This is a genomic window from Streptococcus mitis (genome assembly GCF_047462815.1).
GTDB lineage: Bacteria > Bacillota > Bacilli > Lactobacillales > Streptococcaceae > Streptococcus > Streptococcus mitis_DO.
In genome coordinates this window covers 30,175-46,488 of the sequence record NZ_JASHFB010000012.1, presented here as the reverse complement: position 1 = coordinate 46,488, position 16,314 = coordinate 30,175, and the positions used below count along the sequence as shown (strand labels likewise).

Sequence of the window (16,314 nt, the reverse complement as noted above, 5' to 3'; positions counted from 1 at the left end):
ATAATAAAATAGATAGGAAAGAATAAATACTTGTATGAAAAAATGGGACGGCTTTTTCGTCTAGCAAAAGGAAAAAATGACAAAAAAAGTTGGTGTCGGTCAGGCACATAGTAAGATTATTTTAATAGGGGAGCATGCGGTCGTTTACGGTTATCCTGCTATTTCCTTGCCCCTTTTGGAGGTAGAGGTGACTTGTAAGGTAGTTCCTGCAGCGAGTCCTTGGCGTCTCTATGAGGAGGATACCTTGTCCATGGCAGTTTATGCTTCTCTGGAGTATTTGAATATCAAAGAAGCCTGCATTCGCTGTGAGATTGATTCGGCTATCCCTGAGAAACGGGGTATGGGTTCGTCAGCTGCTATCAGTATAGCGGCCATTCGTGCGGTATTTGACTATTATCAGGCAGAACTGCCTCATGATGTACTAGAAATCTTGGTCAATCGAGCTGAGATGATTGCCCATATGAATCCAAGTGGTTTGGATGCTAAGACCTGTCTCAGTGACCAGCCTATTCGCTTTATTAAGAATGTAGGATTTACAGAGCTTGATATGGATTTATCTGCCTATTTGGTGATTGCCGATACGGGTGTTTATGGCCATACTCGTGAAGCTATCCAAGTGGTTCAAAACAAGGGGAAGGATGCCCTGCCGTTTTTACATGCCTTGGGGGAATTGACCCAGCAGGCAGAAGAAGCGATTTCACAAAAAGATGCTGAAGGATTGGGACAAATCCTCAGTCAAGCGCATTTACATTTAAAAGAAATTGGGGTCAGTAGCCCTGAGGCAGACCATCTGGTTGAAACAGCTCTTAACCATGGTGCTCTGGGTGCTAAGATGAGCGGTGGTGGGCTTGGAGGCTGTATCATAGCCTTGGCAGACAATTTGACACAAGCACAAGAACTAGCAGAAAGATTAGAAGAGAAAGGAGCTGTTCAGACATGGATAGAGAGCATGTAACAGTACGTTCCTACGCAAATATTGCTATTATCAAATATTGGGGAAAGAAAAAAGAAAAAGAGATGGTACCTGCTACTAGCAGTATTTCTCTGACTTTGGAAAATATGTACACAGAGACGACCTTATCGTCTTTACCGACGGATGCGACTTCTGATGCCTTTTATATCAATGGTCAGCTACAAAATGAGGCGGAGCATGCTAAGATGAGTAAGATTATTGACCGTTACCGTCCAGAGGGTGAGGGCTTTGTCCGTATCGATACTCAAAACAATATGCCTACCGCAGCGGGCTTGTCCTCAAGTTCTAGTGGTTTGTCCGCCCTGGTCAAGGCTTGCAATGCTTATTTCAAACTTGGTTTGACTCGGAGCCAGTTGGCACAGGAGGCTAAGTTTGCCTCAGGATCTTCCTCTCGGAGTTTTTATGGACCGCTAGGTGCCTGGGATAAGGATAGTGGGGAAATTTACCCTGTAGAGACAGACTTGAAACTAGCTATGATTATGTTGGTGCTAGAGGATAAGAAAAAACCAATCTCTAGCCGTGACGGGATGAAACTTTGTGTGGAAACCTCGACGACCTTTGATGACTGGGTGCGTCAGTCTGAGAAGGATTATCAGGATATGCTGGTTTACCTCAAAGAAAATGATTTTGCCAAGGTTGGGGAATTAACGGAGGAAAATGCCCTGGCTATGCACGCTACGACCAAAACAGCATCACCAGCCTTTTCTTATCTGACGGATGCCTCTTATGAAGCCATGGACTTTGTTCACCAGCTTCGTGAGCAAGGGGAAGCCTGCTACTTTACCATGGATGCTGGTCCCAATGTCAAGGTCCTATGTCAAGAGAAAGACTTGGAGCATTTATCAGAAATCTTCGGTCAGCGTTATCGTTTGATTGTGTCAAAAACAAAGGATTTGAGCCAAGATGATTGCTGTTAAAACTTGCGGGAAACTCTATTGGGCAGGCGAATATGCTATTCTAGAACCAGGGCAGTTGGCCTTGATAAAGGCCATTCCCATCTATATGAAGGGCGAGATTGCTTTTTCAGATAGTTATCGTATCTATTCGGATATGTTTGATTTCGCAGTGGACTTGACATCAAATCCTGACTACAGCTTGATTCAAGAAACGATTGCTTTAGTGGAAGATTTCCTCGTTTATCATGGGCAAACCTTGCGACCTTTTTCTCTAGAAATTCGTGGAAAAATGGAACGAGAAGGGAAAAAGTTTGGTTTAGGCTCTAGTGGCAGCGTCGTTGTCTTGGTTGTCAAGGCTCTGCTAGCTCTGTATAAGCTTTCGGTTGATCAGGAGCTCTTGTTCAAGCTGGCTAGCGCTGTCTTGCTCAAGCGCGGAGACAATGGTTCTATGGGGGACCTTGCCTGTATTGTGGCAGAGGATTTGGTTCTCTACCAGTCATTTGATCGCCAGCAGGTAGCAACTTGGTTGAAAGAAGAAAATTTGGCGACTGTTTTAGAGCGTGATTGGGGCTTTTCAATTTCGCAAGTGGAACCAACTTTAGAATGTGATTTCCTAGTGGGATGGACCAAGGAAGTGGCTGTATCGAGTCACATGGTCCATCAAATCAAGCACAATATCAATCAGAATTTTTTAAGCTCCTCAAAAGAAACGGTGGTTGCTTTAGTAGAAGCCTTGGAGCAGGGGAAAGCAGAAAAAATTATCGAGCAAGTAGAAGTAGCCAGCCAGCTTTTAGAAGGCTTGAGCACAGATATTTACACGCCTTCGCTTAGACAGTTGAAAGAAGCTAGTCAAGATTTGCAAGCTGTTGCTAAGAGTAGTGGCGCTGGTGGTGGTGATTGTGGTATTGCCTTGAGTTTTGATGAGCAATCAACTGAAACCCTAAAAAACCGTTGGGCCGATCTGGGGATTGAGCTCTTATACCAAGAAAGGATAGGACATGACGACAAATCGTAAGGATGAGCACATCCGCTATGCCCTTGAGCAGAAAAGTTCCTATAATAGCTTTGATGAGGTGGAGTTGATTCATTCTTCCTTGCCTCTTTACGATCTGGATGAAATCAATCTGTCGACAGAATTTGCTGGTCGAAAGTGGGACTTTCCTTTTTATATCAATGCTATGACGGGTGGAAGCGAAAAAGGTAAAGAAATCAATCAAAAACTGGCTCAGGTGGCAGAAGACTGTGAGATTTTGTTTGTGACAGGCTCTTATAGTGCGGCTCTCAAAGATCCATCAGATGCCTCTTTTTCTGTCAAGTCTAGTCATCCAAATCTCCTTCTTGGAACCAATATTGGATTGGACAAGTCTGTCGAGTTAGGACTTCAGACTGTAGAAGAGATGAATCCTGTTCTCTTGCAGGTGCATGTCAATGTCATGCAGGAATTACTCATGCCAGAGGGAGAAAGGAAGTTCAGAAGCTGGCAATCGAATCTAGCAGACTATAGCAAGCAAATCCCTGTTCCGATTGTCCTAAAGGAAGTGGGCTTTGGGATGGATGCCAAGACCATCGAGAGAGCCTATGAATTGGGCGTTCGAACCTTTGACCTGTCGGGTCGTGGTGGCACCAGCTTTGCCTATATCGAAAACCGTCGCAGTGGTCAGCGTGATTATCTCAATCAATGGGGCCAGTCTACCATGCAAGCCCTTCTCAATGCCCAAGACTGGAAAGACAAGGTTGAACTCTTGGTCAGTGGTGGCGTTCGGAATCCGCTGGATATGATTAAGTGCTTGGTCTTTGGTGCTAAGGCTGTAGGATTGTCACGAACCGTTCTGGAATTGGTTGAAACCTATTCAGTTGAAGAAGTGATTGGCATTGTCCAAGGTTGGAAAGAAGATCTACGCTTAATTATGTGTGCTCTTAATTGTGCTACCATAGCAGATTTGCAAAGCGTAGATTACATTCTTTATGGAAAATTAAAAGAAGCAAATGATCAGATGAAAAAGGCGTAACCATCGCCTTTTTTCCATCTTCAGACCGAGGTGACTTTTTTGAATTGTGATAAAATAAAAGGGAGAGGATGAACCTATGAGAAAATTTAAAATCTTTTTATTTATCGAAGCCTGTCTGTTGACGGGAGCTCTGATGTTGATGGTTTCAGAGCATTTTTCGCGTTTTCTGCTGATTCTATTCCTCTTTTTACTTTTGATTCGCTATTACACTGGTAAAGAGGGCAATAACCTCCTTTTGGTGGTGGCAACCATTCTCTTCTTTTTCATCGTCATGCTCAATCCTTTTGTGATTTTAGCTATTTTTGTTGCGGTTATATACAGTCTCTTTCTTCTTTACCCGATGATGAATCAGGAAAAAGAGCAAACCAATTTGGTTTTTGAAGAGGTGGTGACGGTTAAGAAGGAGAAAAATCGTTGGTTTGGAAATCTCCATCATTTTTCAAGTTACCAGACTTGCCAATTTGATGATATCAATCTCTTTCGTCTCATGGGGAAGGACACTATTCATCTGGAGAGGGTCATTCTAACCAATCATGACAATGTTATTATCCTTAGAAAGATGGTAGGCACGACCAAAATCATTGTGCCTGTAGATGTAGAAGTCAGTCTCAGTGTTAATTGTCTCTATGGGGATTTGAATTTTTTCAACCAGCCCAAGCGAGCCCTCCGCAATGAACACTATCATCAAGAAACAAGAGACTATCTCAAGAGTAATAAGAGTGTCAAGATTTTCTTGACTACTGTGATTGGGGATGTTGAGGTGGTCAGAGGATGAAAAAACAAGCTTATGTAATCATTACTCTCACTTCCATCCTGTTTGTCTTATTTTTCTCCCACAGTTTGCTGGAAATCCTTGACTTTGACTGGTCTATTTTCTTGCACGATGTCGAAAAAACAGAAAAATTTATTTTTTTGTTGTTGGTATTCAGTATGTCCATGACCTTTCTCTTAGCCCTGTTTTGGCGAGGTGTGGAAGAGCTTTCTCTAAGAAAAATGCAGGCTAATCTCAAGCGTTTGTTGGCAGGGAAAGAAGTGATTCAGCTTGCAGATCCAGATTTGGATGCCAGTTTCAAGTCCTTGTCAGGTAAACTTAATCTTTTGACAGAAGCTCTTCAAAAAGCAGAAAATCAGAGTCTTGCTCAGGAAGAGGAAATCATCGAGAAAGAACGGAAGCGGATTGCTCGGGATTTGCACGATACAGTCAGTCAGGAGTTGTTTGCGGCCCACATGATTTTGTCAGGTGTCAGCCAGCAGTCTTTGAAATTGGATAGAGAAAAGATGCAGACCCAGTTGCAGAGCGTCACAGCCATCCTTGAAACAGCCCAGAAGGACTTGCGGGTCTTGCTCCTGCACTTGCGACCAGTTGAACTGGAGCAAAAGAGTCTGGTTGAGGGAATTCAAATCCTCTTAAAAGAGCTTGAGGACAAGAGTGATCTCAGAGTTAGTCTTAAGCAAAATGTAACGAAATTACCTAAGAAAATTGAGGAGCATATCTTCCGTATCCTGCAAGAGTTGATCAGCAATACCCTCCGCCATGCCCAGGCCTCTTGCTTGGATGTCTATCTCTATCAGACAGATGTTGAATTGCAGCTGAAGGTGGTGGACAATGGGCTTGGTTTCCAGTTGGGGAGCTTAGACGACTTGAGTTATGGACTCCGCAATATCAAGGAGCGGGTTGAAGATATGGCAGGGACGGTTCAGTTATTAACAGCTCCCAAGCAAGGGCTGGCAGTTGATATCCGTATTCCCCTGCTCGATAAGGAATGATAAAGGAGTAAAGATGAAAATTTTACTAGTAGATGACCATGAAATGGTCCGATTGGGCTTGAAAAGCTACTTTGACCTCCAAGACGATGTAGAAGTTGTAGGGGAAGCGTCCAACGGGTTTCAGGGTGTTGACTTAGCCTTGAAATTGCGTCCAGATGTTATTGTCATGGATATCGTCATGCCTGAAATGAATGGAATTGACGCGACTTTGGCCATCCTCAAAGAATGGCCTGAAGCCAAGATTTTGATTGTGACTTCTTACTTGGACAATGAAAAAATCATGCCGGTTTTGAATGCTGGTGCCAAAGGCTATATGCTCAAGACTTCTAGTGCAGACGAACTGCTCCATGCCGTCCGTAAGGTGGCTGCTGGCGAGCTGGCTATTGAACAAGAGGTCAGCAAGAAGGTCGAATACCATCGCAATCACATAGAACTACATGAGGACCTGACTACGCGTGAGCGAGATGTTCTCCAACTCATCGCCAAGGGCTACGAAAATCAGCGCATCGCAGACGAACTTTTTATCTCTCTCAAGACGGTCAAGACGCACGTGTCTAACATTCTTGCCAAACTTGAGGTTAGCGATCGTACACAAGCTGCGGTCTATGCTTTTCAGCACCACTTGGTGGGGCATGAGGAGTTTTAGATGAGTCTAACAGATTTACTTGAGGAGTTAGAAGCAGCAAAAGATCCTAAAAAAGCATGGCCTATGGAGGCCTATATGCGCCATCAATTTTCCTTTCTAGAAGCGAAAAAAACAAAGATTATCGATTGGGATTTTGTAGATACTTGCTGGGAAAAAGAGTCTAGAGAATACCAGTATGTGGCTGCCAATTATTTGAAAGCAATGCATTCTTATCTAAAGGACAGCGATTTGCCTAAACTAGAGCAGTTGGTTGTTACCAAGTCTTGGTGGGATACGGTGGATATCCTAGATCGAGTAGTAGGGAGTTGGGTGTATGAGAAGCAGGAACTGGAAAAAATAATCCTCCAATGGAGCCTGTCAGACAATATCTGGCTGAGACGAGTCGCTATTGACCACCAGTTGTTAAGAAAAGAGAAGACCAATGTTCAGTTAATGGAAAAGATTCTGCTTCATAATTTGAATCAAACAGAATTCTTTATCAATAAAGCCATTGGCTGGGCTCTGAGAGACTACTCCAAAACGAATCCAGCTTGGGTAGCATGCTTCATTGAGAAAAACAAGGAAAGAATGGCTGAACTTAGTATCAAAGAAGCAAGCAAGTACCTCTCCCATCATTGAAAAGCACATTCATTACTTGAAAAAAGTCGCTCATTTATGTTATAATAGACTGTATTTAAAAAATTTTAAGGAGAAATGACAGAATGTCTGTATCATTTGAAAACAAAGAAACAAACCGTGGTGTCTTGACTTTCACTATCTCTCAAGACCAAATCAAACCAGAATTGGATCGTGTCTTCAACTCAGTGAAGAAATCTCTTAATGTTCCAGGTTTCCGTAAAGGTCACCTTCCACGTCCTATCTTCGACAAAAAATTTGGTGAAGAGTCACTTTATCAAGACGTTATGAACGCTCTTTTGCCAAATGCTTATGAAGCAGCTGTAAAAGAAGCTGGTCTTGAAGTGGTTGCTCAACCAAAAATTGACGTAACTTCAATGGAAAAAGGTCAAGACTGGGTTATCACTGCTGAAGTTGTTACAAAACCTGAAGTAAAATTGGGTGACTACAAAAACCTTGAAGTATCAGTTGATGTAGAAAAAGAAGTAACAGACGCTGACGTTGAAGAGCGTATCGAACGTGAACGCAACAACTTGGCTGAATTGGTTATCAAAGAAGCTGCTGCTGAAAACGGTGATACTGTTGTGATTGACTTTGTTGGTTCTATCGACGGTGTTGAATTTGACGGCGGAAAAGGTGAAAACTTCTCACTTGGACTTGGTTCAGGTCAATTCATCCCTGGTTTCGAAGACCAATTGGTAGGTCACTCAGCTGGTGAAACTGTTGACGTTATCGTAACATTCCCAGAAGACTACCAAGCAGAAGACCTTGCAGGTAAAGAAGCTAAATTCGTAACAACTATCCACGAAGTAAAAGCTAAAGAAGTTCCAGCTCTTGACGATGAACTTGCAAAAGACATCGACGAAGAAGTTGAAACACTTGCTGAATTGAAAGAAAAATACCGTAACGAATTGGCTGCTGCTAAAGAAGAAGCTTACAAAGATGCAGTTGAAGGTGCAGCAATTGATAAAGCTGTAGAAAACGCTGAAATCGTAGAACTTCCAGAAGAAATGATTCATGAAGAAGTTCACCGCTCAGTAAACGAATTCCTTGGAAACTTGCAACGTCAAGGTATCAACCCTGACATGTACTTCCAAATCACTGGAACTACTCAAGAAGACCTTCACAATCAATACCAAGCAGAAGCTGAGTCACGTACTAAGACTAACCTTGTTATCGAAGCAGTTGCCAAAGCTGAAGGATTTGACGCTTCAGAAGAAGAAATCCAAAAAGAAGTTGAGCAATTGGCAGCAGACTACAACATGGAAGTTGCTCAAGTACAAAGCTTGCTTTCAGCTGATATGTTGAAACACGATATCACAATCAAAAAAGCTGTTGAATTGATTACAAGCACAGCAACAGTTAAATAATCTTATACTCTTCGAAAATCTCTTCAAACCACGTCAGCGTCGCCTTACCGTACTCAAGTACAGCTTGCGGCTAGCTTCCTAGTTTGCTCTTTGATTTTCATTGAGTATTAATAAACAAAAATCCCACCTGAATTGGTGGGTTTTCTTATGCACTATTTTCCAAAAATCTCTTTGAGGTCTGCGTCTGTAATCCCAATCATGGCGGGGATGCTGTCCCAATTTTCTTCGGTCAGGATGTAGGATTGTTCAGATGCACTTGATGTGGTAGTTTCTGAGACAGTTTGTTGCTTTTCTTCAACATTCTCCAATAAATCACTGAAGCGTTCAATCAGATAGGTTTTTCGGGCAGTTCCGATGTGCTGGGTAGCATAGTCAAAGGCCTGTAATTCGCCTAGTAAGATAAGCTTGCTTTTGGCGCGTGTAATGGCTGTATAGATGAGATTTCGCTCCAGCATACGCCTACTAGCACTGGTGATTGGTAGGATGACAACAGGGAACTCACTTCCCTGAGACTTATGGATACTCATGGCATAGGCCAAACGAATCTTATACCATTCGTTACGTGGGTAAGAGACCTCATTGCCATCAAAATCAATGACAATCTCATCTTGTTTCGACTCGGTGTATTTACCAGGAATCAGGTCTGTGATGGCTCCTAGATCCCCATTAAAGACATTGATTTCAGCATCGTTGACCAAGTGAATGACCTTGTCTCCCTTGCGATAGTGGCACTGGGGAGCTTCAAAACTAAGTTGATCTTTTTGTGGTGGATTGAGCAGGTCTTGCATGAGCTGGTTGATAGCATCAATCCCTGCTGTCCCTCGGTACATGGGAGCCAGAACTTGGATATCACGGGCAGGGATGCCACTTCTGAGGGCAGCGCCTAAGATCTTTTCAATGGTAGCTGGAATATGGCCGCTAGCAATTTCAAAGTAGGAACGGTCTGCTTTTTTCTGGGTGAAATCGGCTGGCAAGATGCCCTGTCGAATTTGACTAGCTAGGGTGACGATGGTTGATTCTTCGCTTTGCCGATAAATTTTTTCCAAGCGAGTCTGAGGAATCAAAGGAATATGAAGCAGGTCAGCTAGAACCTGTCCAGGACTGACAGACGGTAGCTGGTCACTGTCTCCCACGATGAGAATTTTACTGTTAGAAGAGATGTTGGAGAAGAGTTGATTGGCCAGCCAAGTATCCACCATGGAAAATTCATCCACGATGATAAAGTCGGCATCCAGATAATCTTCCAGATGACTGGTATCATCGTCACCTGTCATTCCCAAGTGGCGGTGTATAGTCGCGCTAGGCAAGCCTGTCAATTCATTCATGCGACGAGCTGCTCGTCCAGTTGGAGCAGCAAGAAGAATGGGCAGATTGCTTTTTTTCCTGAGGTCAAGTCCTTCTAAAAGGGCATATACAGCGATGATCCCATTGATAACAGTTGTTTTACCAGTACCAGGTCCACCTGTTAGGATAAAGACCTTGTTTTGGATAGCATCACAGATAGCTTGTTTTTGAATGTGATCATACTCAATCTCCAGTTCTTGCTCGACAGTAGTGATATGTTTTTGAATGGTTTCTAAATCCTGGCTCTTCTGTTTTCCTTTTTCAAGGATACGAACCAAGTGACTGCGGATGCCTTCCTCAGCGAAAAAGAGGCTGTTGTCAAAAATTTTGGTATCAATCTGCTGAACCTTGTCTTCTTCGATCAGGTAGGAGAGTTCTTGGGCCACTTGGCTGGGATCCAGTTCCACGGGGCGGGAAGACTCAAGGAGAGTAAGGGTTTGTTCTAGCAGATCCCGTGCTTCAACATAGGTGTCCCCTGTTTCCATACAGGCCTGAAAAAGACTGTGAACTAGACCGGCGCGGAAGCGTTCAGGAGCCTGACTTTCGATGCCTAGTTCCTCCGCTAATTGGTCAGCAATAGTAAAGCCCAAGCCCTTGATATCCTCAACCAGCTGATAGGGATAATTTTCAACCACATCAAGAGTTTCTTCCTTGTAAAAGTCTTGAATCTGGAAGGCTAGTTTGTTAGGAATGCCGTAGTTGGCTAGTTTTGCCAAAACCATCTCTGTTCCGTAGTTGAGACGAAGAGTGGAGACGAAAGCCTCGCGATTTTTGGCAGAGAGTCCTGAGATGCCTTCTAGCTTTTCTGGGTGTTGCAGAATTTCGTCAATGGTATTGTCGCCATAGGTATCCACGATTTTCTGAGCTGTCTTGAGACCAATTCCCTTGAAATGGCTACTTGAAAAGTACTTGACCAAGCCCTTGCTAGTTGGTTTTGCACGTTCATAACGACTGATTTGCAGTTGCTCCCCATACTTGGAGTGCTGGACAATTTGTCCCCAAAAAGTATAGTCTTCTCCCTCAATCACATCAGCCATGGTGCCGGTGACAATAATTTCAAAATCATCAAAATCTTCTGCGTCCGTATCTTCGATTTCTAGGAGGAGGATGCGATAAAAATTGCTGGGATTTTCAAAAATAATCCGTTCAATGGTTCCTGAAAAATAAACTTCCATAAGATTCCTTTGCATAAATAGGTGAGAGTTAATACTCTTCGAAAATCTCTTCAAACCACGTCAGCTTTCATCTGCAACCTCAAAACACTGTTTTGAGCAACCTGCGGCTAGCTTCCTAGTTTGCTCTTTGATTTTCATTGAGTATAACTTTGTTTCTATCTTAATCAAACTGGATAGTGAATAATCATATTCTCACGATAGAAGAAGAGGCTGAGATTCTTGATTCTCGGCCTCTTAGGTCTCTTAAAATGTTCCGATACGGGTGATTGGCCAGAAGCGGAATTTAGCTTCCCCTGTGATATCTTTTGCTTTAAAAGTACCTACATGGCGGCTGTCGCTCGAAACCAAGCGGTCATCTCCGAGGAGAAGGTATTCTCCTTCTGGGACAGTAAAGCTAAAGTTGGTATTATAGTTGACATCAACTGTGAAGGCTTGCGCTTTTTGAGCGATACTTCTAAAGAAAGTTCCTTTATTTCCTTCAAACCCTTTACCTGAGTAGGTGCTTTGGAGTTTGTCATCCTTGAAACGTTTGATGTAGTCAGCTAGGTAAGGCTCGTCCGTCTCTTTATCATTGATGTAAAGTTTATCGTTTTCGTAACGGATGGTGTCGCCAGGCATTCCAATCACGCGCTTAACGATATCCTTATTGCCATCTTCCTCATGAGCCACCACGATATCAAAACGGTCAATAGGGAGGTGTTTGACAACAAAGAGGATTTCACCATCTGCTAGAGTTGGATCCATGGAATGTCCTTCTACACGAACGTTACTCCAGAAAAAGATACGGCTTAAAGCTAATAATGACAGAATCAGGAGGAACACTCCCCACTCTTTTAGGAAATTTTTAAATGAATTCATAACTTACCTTTCTAAGCGTTTTTTCGCTTTTTCAGTATTTTTAAAGTGCAGTTTGGCGCAGAAGTTGAGACCCTGCATACCATAGGCTTGCAAAATCTGGCTAGCCACCTTGTCAGAAGCCGTTCCAGCTCCACTTGGAAGTTGATAGCCCAGTTCTCGTCCCAGATTTTCAAGATTTTCCAGAAAGAGATCACGCGCAATGATAGAAGAAACTGCGACAGCCAAGTATTTGCCCTCGGCCTTTTCTTCTAAGCTGATAGGATTGCTGAAACGATTGGCCTCTTGTGCCAAGTACTTGTCATAATTTTTAGCACTGGTAAAGGCATCAATCACAATTTTCTCAGGCTGAATGCCTTTTTGAAGAAGGAGATAGATTGCCTGGTTATGGAGGGCAACTTTAACCGAAACAGCATTGTAGCGTTCTCCGATGACCTCGTTGTACTTGCTTGGTGAGAGAAGCAGTGCCTGGTGTTGGATTTTTTCTTTGAGGATAGGGGCAATCTGACGAATCTTTTGGTCGGTCAGAGTTTTAGAATCTCCCACACCGAGTTTTCGCAAGAAGGCATGCTGGTCAGGTGTGACAAAGGAAGCCACGACAGCCAGTCCACCAAAGTAGGAACCATTCCCTACCTCATCCGTCCCGATCAAAGGGAGATTTTGTCCGCTGGTTTGCTCTACAACTTGATAGCCAAAGAAACTGGCGTATTTCTCAGCCCCTTCACCCTGAAGCAAGACCTTTCCAGAAGTATAGATAGAAGCCGTTGCCTGAGGCAGCCTCAAAAAGTAGCGGATATAGGGATTCTTACTGGGAGCCAGACTGGTTTGATAGTGTTTAAGAAAAGCCTGGATCTCCTTTTCGCTTGGTGTGAGTGTTATACTTGCCATAGTTTCTATTGTACCATAAAAGCAGGCAAATTTGTAAAAACTGACAAAATTAGCGAATTTTGGTATAATATCGTGAGGTGAATTTTATGGCAAATCTAAATCGATTCAAATTTACATTCGGGAAAAAATCATTAACCTTGACAAGCGAACATGATAACCTTTTTATGGAGGAAATCGCCAAGGTTGCGACAGAAAAATACCAAGCAATTAAAGAACAAATGCCTAGCGCAGATGATGAAACAATCGCTCTTTTGTTGGCAGTCAACTGTTTGTCAACTCAACTCAGCCGTGAGATTGAATTTGACGATAAGGAGCAAGAGTTAGAAGAACTCCGTCACAAGCTTGTGACTTGTAAGCAAGAACAGAGCAAGATTGAGGATTCCTTATGATTTCACTCCTTCTTCTATTGGTCTTGGCTTGGGGATTCTATATCGGCTATCGGAGAGGCCTGCTCTTACAGGTTTATTATCTGATTTCAGCCATGGCATCGGCTTTTATGGCTGGCCAGTTTTACAAGGGGCTGGGAGAACAATTCCATTTATTGCTCCCTTATGCAAATCCGCAGGAAGGTCAGGGGACTTTCTTTTTCCCATCGGATCAACTCTTTCAGTTGGATAAGGTCTTTTATGCAGGGACCGGCTACTTGCTTGTATTTGGGATTGTCTATAGCATCGGTCGTTTGCTTGGTCTCCTCTTACACTTGATTCCTAGTAAAAAACTGGGTGGTAAGTTGTTCCAAGTTTCAGCAGGGATCTTGTCCATGTTGGTGACCTTATTTGTCTTACAAATGGCCTTGACCATCTTGGCGACCATCCCCATGGCAGCTATACAAAATCCTCTTGAAAAGAGTATCGTCGCAAAACACATCATCCAGAGCATACCAGTAACAACCAGTTGGCTCAAACAAATCTGGGTGACAAATTTAATCGGATAAAAAGGGCAGGAGTTTTCCTAGCCCTTTGTTTACAGATTTGACTCGAATCTATCAGAATGTAAAAAGCTAATACTCTTCGAAAATCTCTTCAAACCACGTCAGCTTCCATTTGCAACCTCAAAACACTGTTTTGAGCAACCTGAGGCTAGCTTCCTAGTTTGCTTTTTGATTTTCATTGAGTATACCACACCTAGACATTCAAAGACAAGGAAATAAAGATGAACAAGAAAATATTAGAAACATTAGAGTTCAATAAGGTAAAGGCCTTGTTTGAACCCCATTTGTTGACTGAGCAGGGCTTGGAGCAATTGAGGCAGCTGGCTCCGACTGCCAAAGCAGATAAAATCAAACAGGCTTTTGCTGAGATGAAGGAAATGCAGGCTCTTTTCGTCGAGCAACCGCATTTTACTATTCTAGCAACTAAGGAAATCGCAGGAGTCTGCAAGCGATTGGAGATGGGGGCGGATCTCAATATCGAGGAGTTCCTCCTCTTGAAGCGCGTACTTCTTTCCAGCCGAGAACTGCAAAGTTTTTATGCCAATCTGGAAAATGTCAGCTTGGGAGAATTAGCCCTTTGGTTTCAAAAATTACACGATTTTCCGCAATTACAAGGAAATTTACAAGCCTTTAATGATGCAGGTTTCATTGAAAATTTTGCCAGTGAAGAATTGGCACGAATCCGTAGAAAAATCCATGATAGCGAGAGTCAGGTACGCGATGTCTTGCAAGATTTGCTCAAGCAAAAAGCGCAGATGTTGACAGAAGGGATTGTTGCCAGCAGAAATGGTCGTCAGGTTTTACCAGTCAAAAACACCTACCGCAATAAGATTGCAGGTGTCGTTCATGATATTTCTGCTAGTGGAAACACCGTCTATATCGAACCCCGTGAGGTGGTCAAACTGAGCGAAGAAATTGCTAGTTTGCGAGCAGATGAGCGTTATGAAATGCTTCGCATTCTCCAAGAAATCTCTGAGCGTGTTCGCCCTCATGCGGCTGAGATTGCCAATGATGCTTGGATTATTGGCCATCTGGACTTGATTCGTGCCAAGGTCCGCTTTATCCAAGAAAGGCAAGCAGTCGTGCCTCAGCTGTCAGAAAATCAAGAAATTCAACTGCTCCATGTCTGCCATCCTTTGGTCAAAAATGCCGTCGCAAATGATGTCCATTTTGGTCAAGATTTAACAGCGATTGTCATTACAGGTCCCAATACAGGTGGGAAGACCATCATGCTTAAAACTCTGGGCTTGACGCAGGTTATGGCCCAGTCTGGTTTGCCGATTTTGGCAGACGAGGGAAGCCGTGTGGGTATTTTTGAAGAAATCTTTGCTGATATTGGGGATGAGCAATCTATTGAGCAGAGCTTGTCTACCTTCTCTAGCCACATGACTAATATTGTGGACATTCTTGGCAAGGTCAACCAGCATTCGCTCTTGCTCTTGGATGAGTTGGGGGCTGGTACTGATCCCCAAGAGGGAGCCGCTCTTGCCATGGCTATTCTGGAGGATCTTCGCCTGCGTCAAGTCAAGACTATGGCGACGACCCACTATCCAGAACTCAAGGCCTACGGTATTGAGACAGCCTTTGTGCAAAATGCCAGCATGGAGTTTGATACTGCAACTCTTCGCCCGACCTATCGCTTTATGCAGGGCGTTCCTGGCCGAAGCAATGCCTTTGAGATTGCCAAACGTCTGGGCCTATCTGAAGTTATCGTAGGGGATGCCAGCCAGCAGGTTGATCAGGACAATGATGTCAATCGTATCATTGAGCAACTGGAAGAGCAGACGCTAGAAAGTCGCAAACGCTTGGACAATATCCGTGAGGTGGAGCAAGAAAATCTCAAGATGAACCGCGCTCTCAAAAAGCTCTACAATGAGCTCAATCGTGAAAAAGAAACGGAGCTCAATAAAGCGCGTGAACAGGCTGCTGAGATTGTGGACATGGCCCTAAGTGAGAGTGACCAGATTCTTAAAAATCTCCACAGTAAATCTCAACTCAAGCCCCATGAAATCATTGAAGCCAAGGCCAAGCTGAAAAAATTGGCTCCTGAAAAAGTAGACTTGTCCAAAAACAAGGTCCTTCAAAAGGCCAAGAAAAAACGAGCTCCAAAGGTGGGAGATGATATCGTGGTGCTCAGTTATGGCCAGCGTGGTACCTTGACCAGTCAACTCAAGGACGGTCGCTGGGAAGCCCAAGTCGGTTTGATTAAGATGACCTTGGAAGAGAAAGAGTTTGACCTTGTTCAAGCCCAGCAAGAAAAGCAAGTCAAGAAGAAACAAGTCAATGTTGTGAAACGAACTTCTGGTCGTAGTCCACAAGCCAGACTGGACCTTCGAGGCAAACGCTATGAAGAGGCTATGAATGAGCTAGATGCCTTTATCGATCAAGCTTTACTTAATAATATGGCTCAAGTTGATATCATCCATGGTATCGGAACAGGTGTCATCCGTGAAGGAGTGACCAAATACCTACGAAGAAACAAACATGTCAAGAGTTTCGGTTATGCCCCACAAAATGCTGGAGGCAGTGGTGCAACTATTGTGACTTTTAAAGGATAGAAGTATTCCGGGATTTACACAGTAAAAACTGTTGAATTAAGTTTTACTAATAAACACATTGACAAAAGCCAACATTTTTTGTAAAATAAGAATCAATTAAATACCAACACCGAATGAAGTTTAATAGAAGTGGGGAATCGTTTGATTTTCCATGACTGTAAATGGACGGAACTCTGGAGAGACCGTAAAGGCACCGAAGGGGCAAGGCAGGCAACTGCTCAAACTCTCAGGTAAAAGGACAGAGCTAGGATAGACCGCTTTTTAGCATTTATCTAAGCATTCCAGAG

Annotated in this window: 15 protein-coding genes and 1 riboswitch; of the genes, 12 read left to right on the top strand and 3 right to left on the bottom strand. The window is 43.4% G+C overall.

What is annotated here, in order from left to right; translation table 11 throughout:
• Positions 1–76 precede the first annotated feature (76 nt).
• The 9 genes from mvk (at position 77) to tig (ending at position 8,276) form a co-directional block, all read left to right on the top strand.
• Positions 77–955, top strand: a complete 879-nt coding sequence (mvk, locus tag QM865_RS07480) for a mevalonate kinase (RefSeq protein WP_261105692.1) — start codon at positions 77–79, stop codon at positions 953–955.
• Positions 937–1,890 (top strand): diphosphomevalonate decarboxylase, encoded by a 954-nt coding sequence (mvaD, locus tag QM865_RS07475; protein ID WP_261105691.1) that lies wholly within the window; start codon positions 937–939, stop codon positions 1,888–1,890. The genes mvk and mvaD overlap by 19 nt, the downstream gene beginning before the upstream one ends.
• Positions 1,877–2,884 carry a phosphomevalonate kinase gene (locus tag QM865_RS07470; protein ID WP_261105690.1) on the top strand — a complete coding sequence of 336 codons (1,008 nt, stop codon included), beginning with the start codon at positions 1,877–1,879 and terminating at the stop codon, positions 2,882–2,884. The genes mvaD and QM865_RS07470 overlap by 14 nt, the downstream gene beginning before the upstream one ends.
• Positions 2,868–3,878, top strand: coding sequence for a type 2 isopentenyl-diphosphate Delta-isomerase (gene fni / locus QM865_RS07465; RefSeq protein ID WP_414306361.1), 1,011 nt, complete (start codon positions 2,868–2,870; stop codon positions 3,876–3,878). The genes QM865_RS07470 and fni overlap by 17 nt, the downstream gene beginning before the upstream one ends.
• A 76-nt stretch (positions 3,879–3,954) precedes the next feature.
• Positions 3,955–4,653, top strand: coding sequence for a cell wall-active antibiotics response protein LiaF (gene liaF, locus QM865_RS07460; protein WP_261059377.1), 699 nt, complete (start codon positions 3,955–3,957; stop codon positions 4,651–4,653).
• Entirely contained in the window at positions 4,650–5,645 is a 996-nt protein-coding gene (locus QM865_RS07455; RefSeq protein ID WP_261059376.1) for a sensor histidine kinase, read from the top strand. Before liaF ends, QM865_RS07455 begins: the two co-directional genes overlap by 4 nt.
• 13 nt (positions 5,646–5,658) lie before the next feature.
• Entirely contained in the window at positions 5,659–6,291 is a 633-nt protein-coding gene (locus QM865_RS07450; RefSeq protein ID WP_261059373.1) for a response regulator, read from the top strand.
• On the top strand, positions 6,292–6,909 hold the full coding sequence (locus QM865_RS07445; protein WP_261059372.1) for a DNA alkylation repair protein: 618 nt from the start codon (positions 6,292–6,294) through the stop codon (positions 6,907–6,909). It begins immediately after the preceding gene.
• An 83-nt stretch (positions 6,910–6,992) separates the two neighbouring features.
• Entirely contained in the window at positions 6,993–8,276 is a 1,284-nt protein-coding gene (gene tig / locus QM865_RS07440; protein ID WP_000116491.1) for a trigger factor, read from the top strand.
• Positions 8,277–8,428: 152 nt separating this feature from the next.
• Here tig and QM865_RS07435 read toward each other — a convergent pair whose 3' ends face one another.
• From QM865_RS07435 to rnhC, 3 genes are all read right to left on the bottom strand, one after another.
• Complete coding sequence (locus QM865_RS07435; protein WP_261059370.1) at positions 8,429–10,795, bottom strand: ATP-dependent RecD-like DNA helicase; 2,367 nt, start codon at positions 10,793–10,795, stop codon at positions 8,429–8,431.
• A 243-nt stretch (positions 10,796–11,038) separates the two neighbouring features.
• Entirely contained in the window at positions 11,039–11,653 is a 615-nt protein-coding gene (gene lepB / locus QM865_RS07430; protein ID WP_261059369.1) for a signal peptidase I, read from the bottom strand.
• A gap of 3 nt (positions 11,654–11,656) precedes the next feature.
• Entirely contained in the window at positions 11,657–12,538 is an 882-nt protein-coding gene (gene rnhC, locus QM865_RS07425; RefSeq protein WP_261059367.1) for a ribonuclease HIII, read from the bottom strand.
• Positions 12,539–12,624: 86 nt separating this feature from the next.
• On the opposite strand from rnhC, the gene zapA reads away from it, so the two are divergent.
• From zapA to QM865_RS07410, 3 genes are all read left to right on the top strand, one after another.
• On the top strand, positions 12,625–12,927 hold the full coding sequence (zapA, locus tag QM865_RS07420) for a cell division protein ZapA (RefSeq protein WP_000002019.1): 303 nt from the start codon (positions 12,625–12,627) through the stop codon (positions 12,925–12,927).
• Positions 12,924–13,472 (top strand): CvpA family protein, encoded by a 549-nt coding sequence (locus tag QM865_RS07415; RefSeq protein ID WP_261059365.1) that lies wholly within the window; start codon positions 12,924–12,926, stop codon positions 13,470–13,472. The genes zapA and QM865_RS07415 overlap by 4 nt, the downstream gene beginning before the upstream one ends.
• A gap of 218 nt (positions 13,473–13,690) precedes the next feature.
• Positions 13,691–16,027 (top strand): endonuclease MutS2, encoded by a 2,337-nt coding sequence (locus QM865_RS07410; RefSeq protein WP_414306360.1) that lies wholly within the window; start codon positions 13,691–13,693, stop codon positions 16,025–16,027.
• Between the two features lie 163 nt (positions 16,028–16,190).
• A riboswitch (glycine riboswitch) is annotated at positions 16,191–16,279 on the top strand.
• The last annotated feature ends 35 nt before the right edge of the window (positions 16,280–16,314 follow it).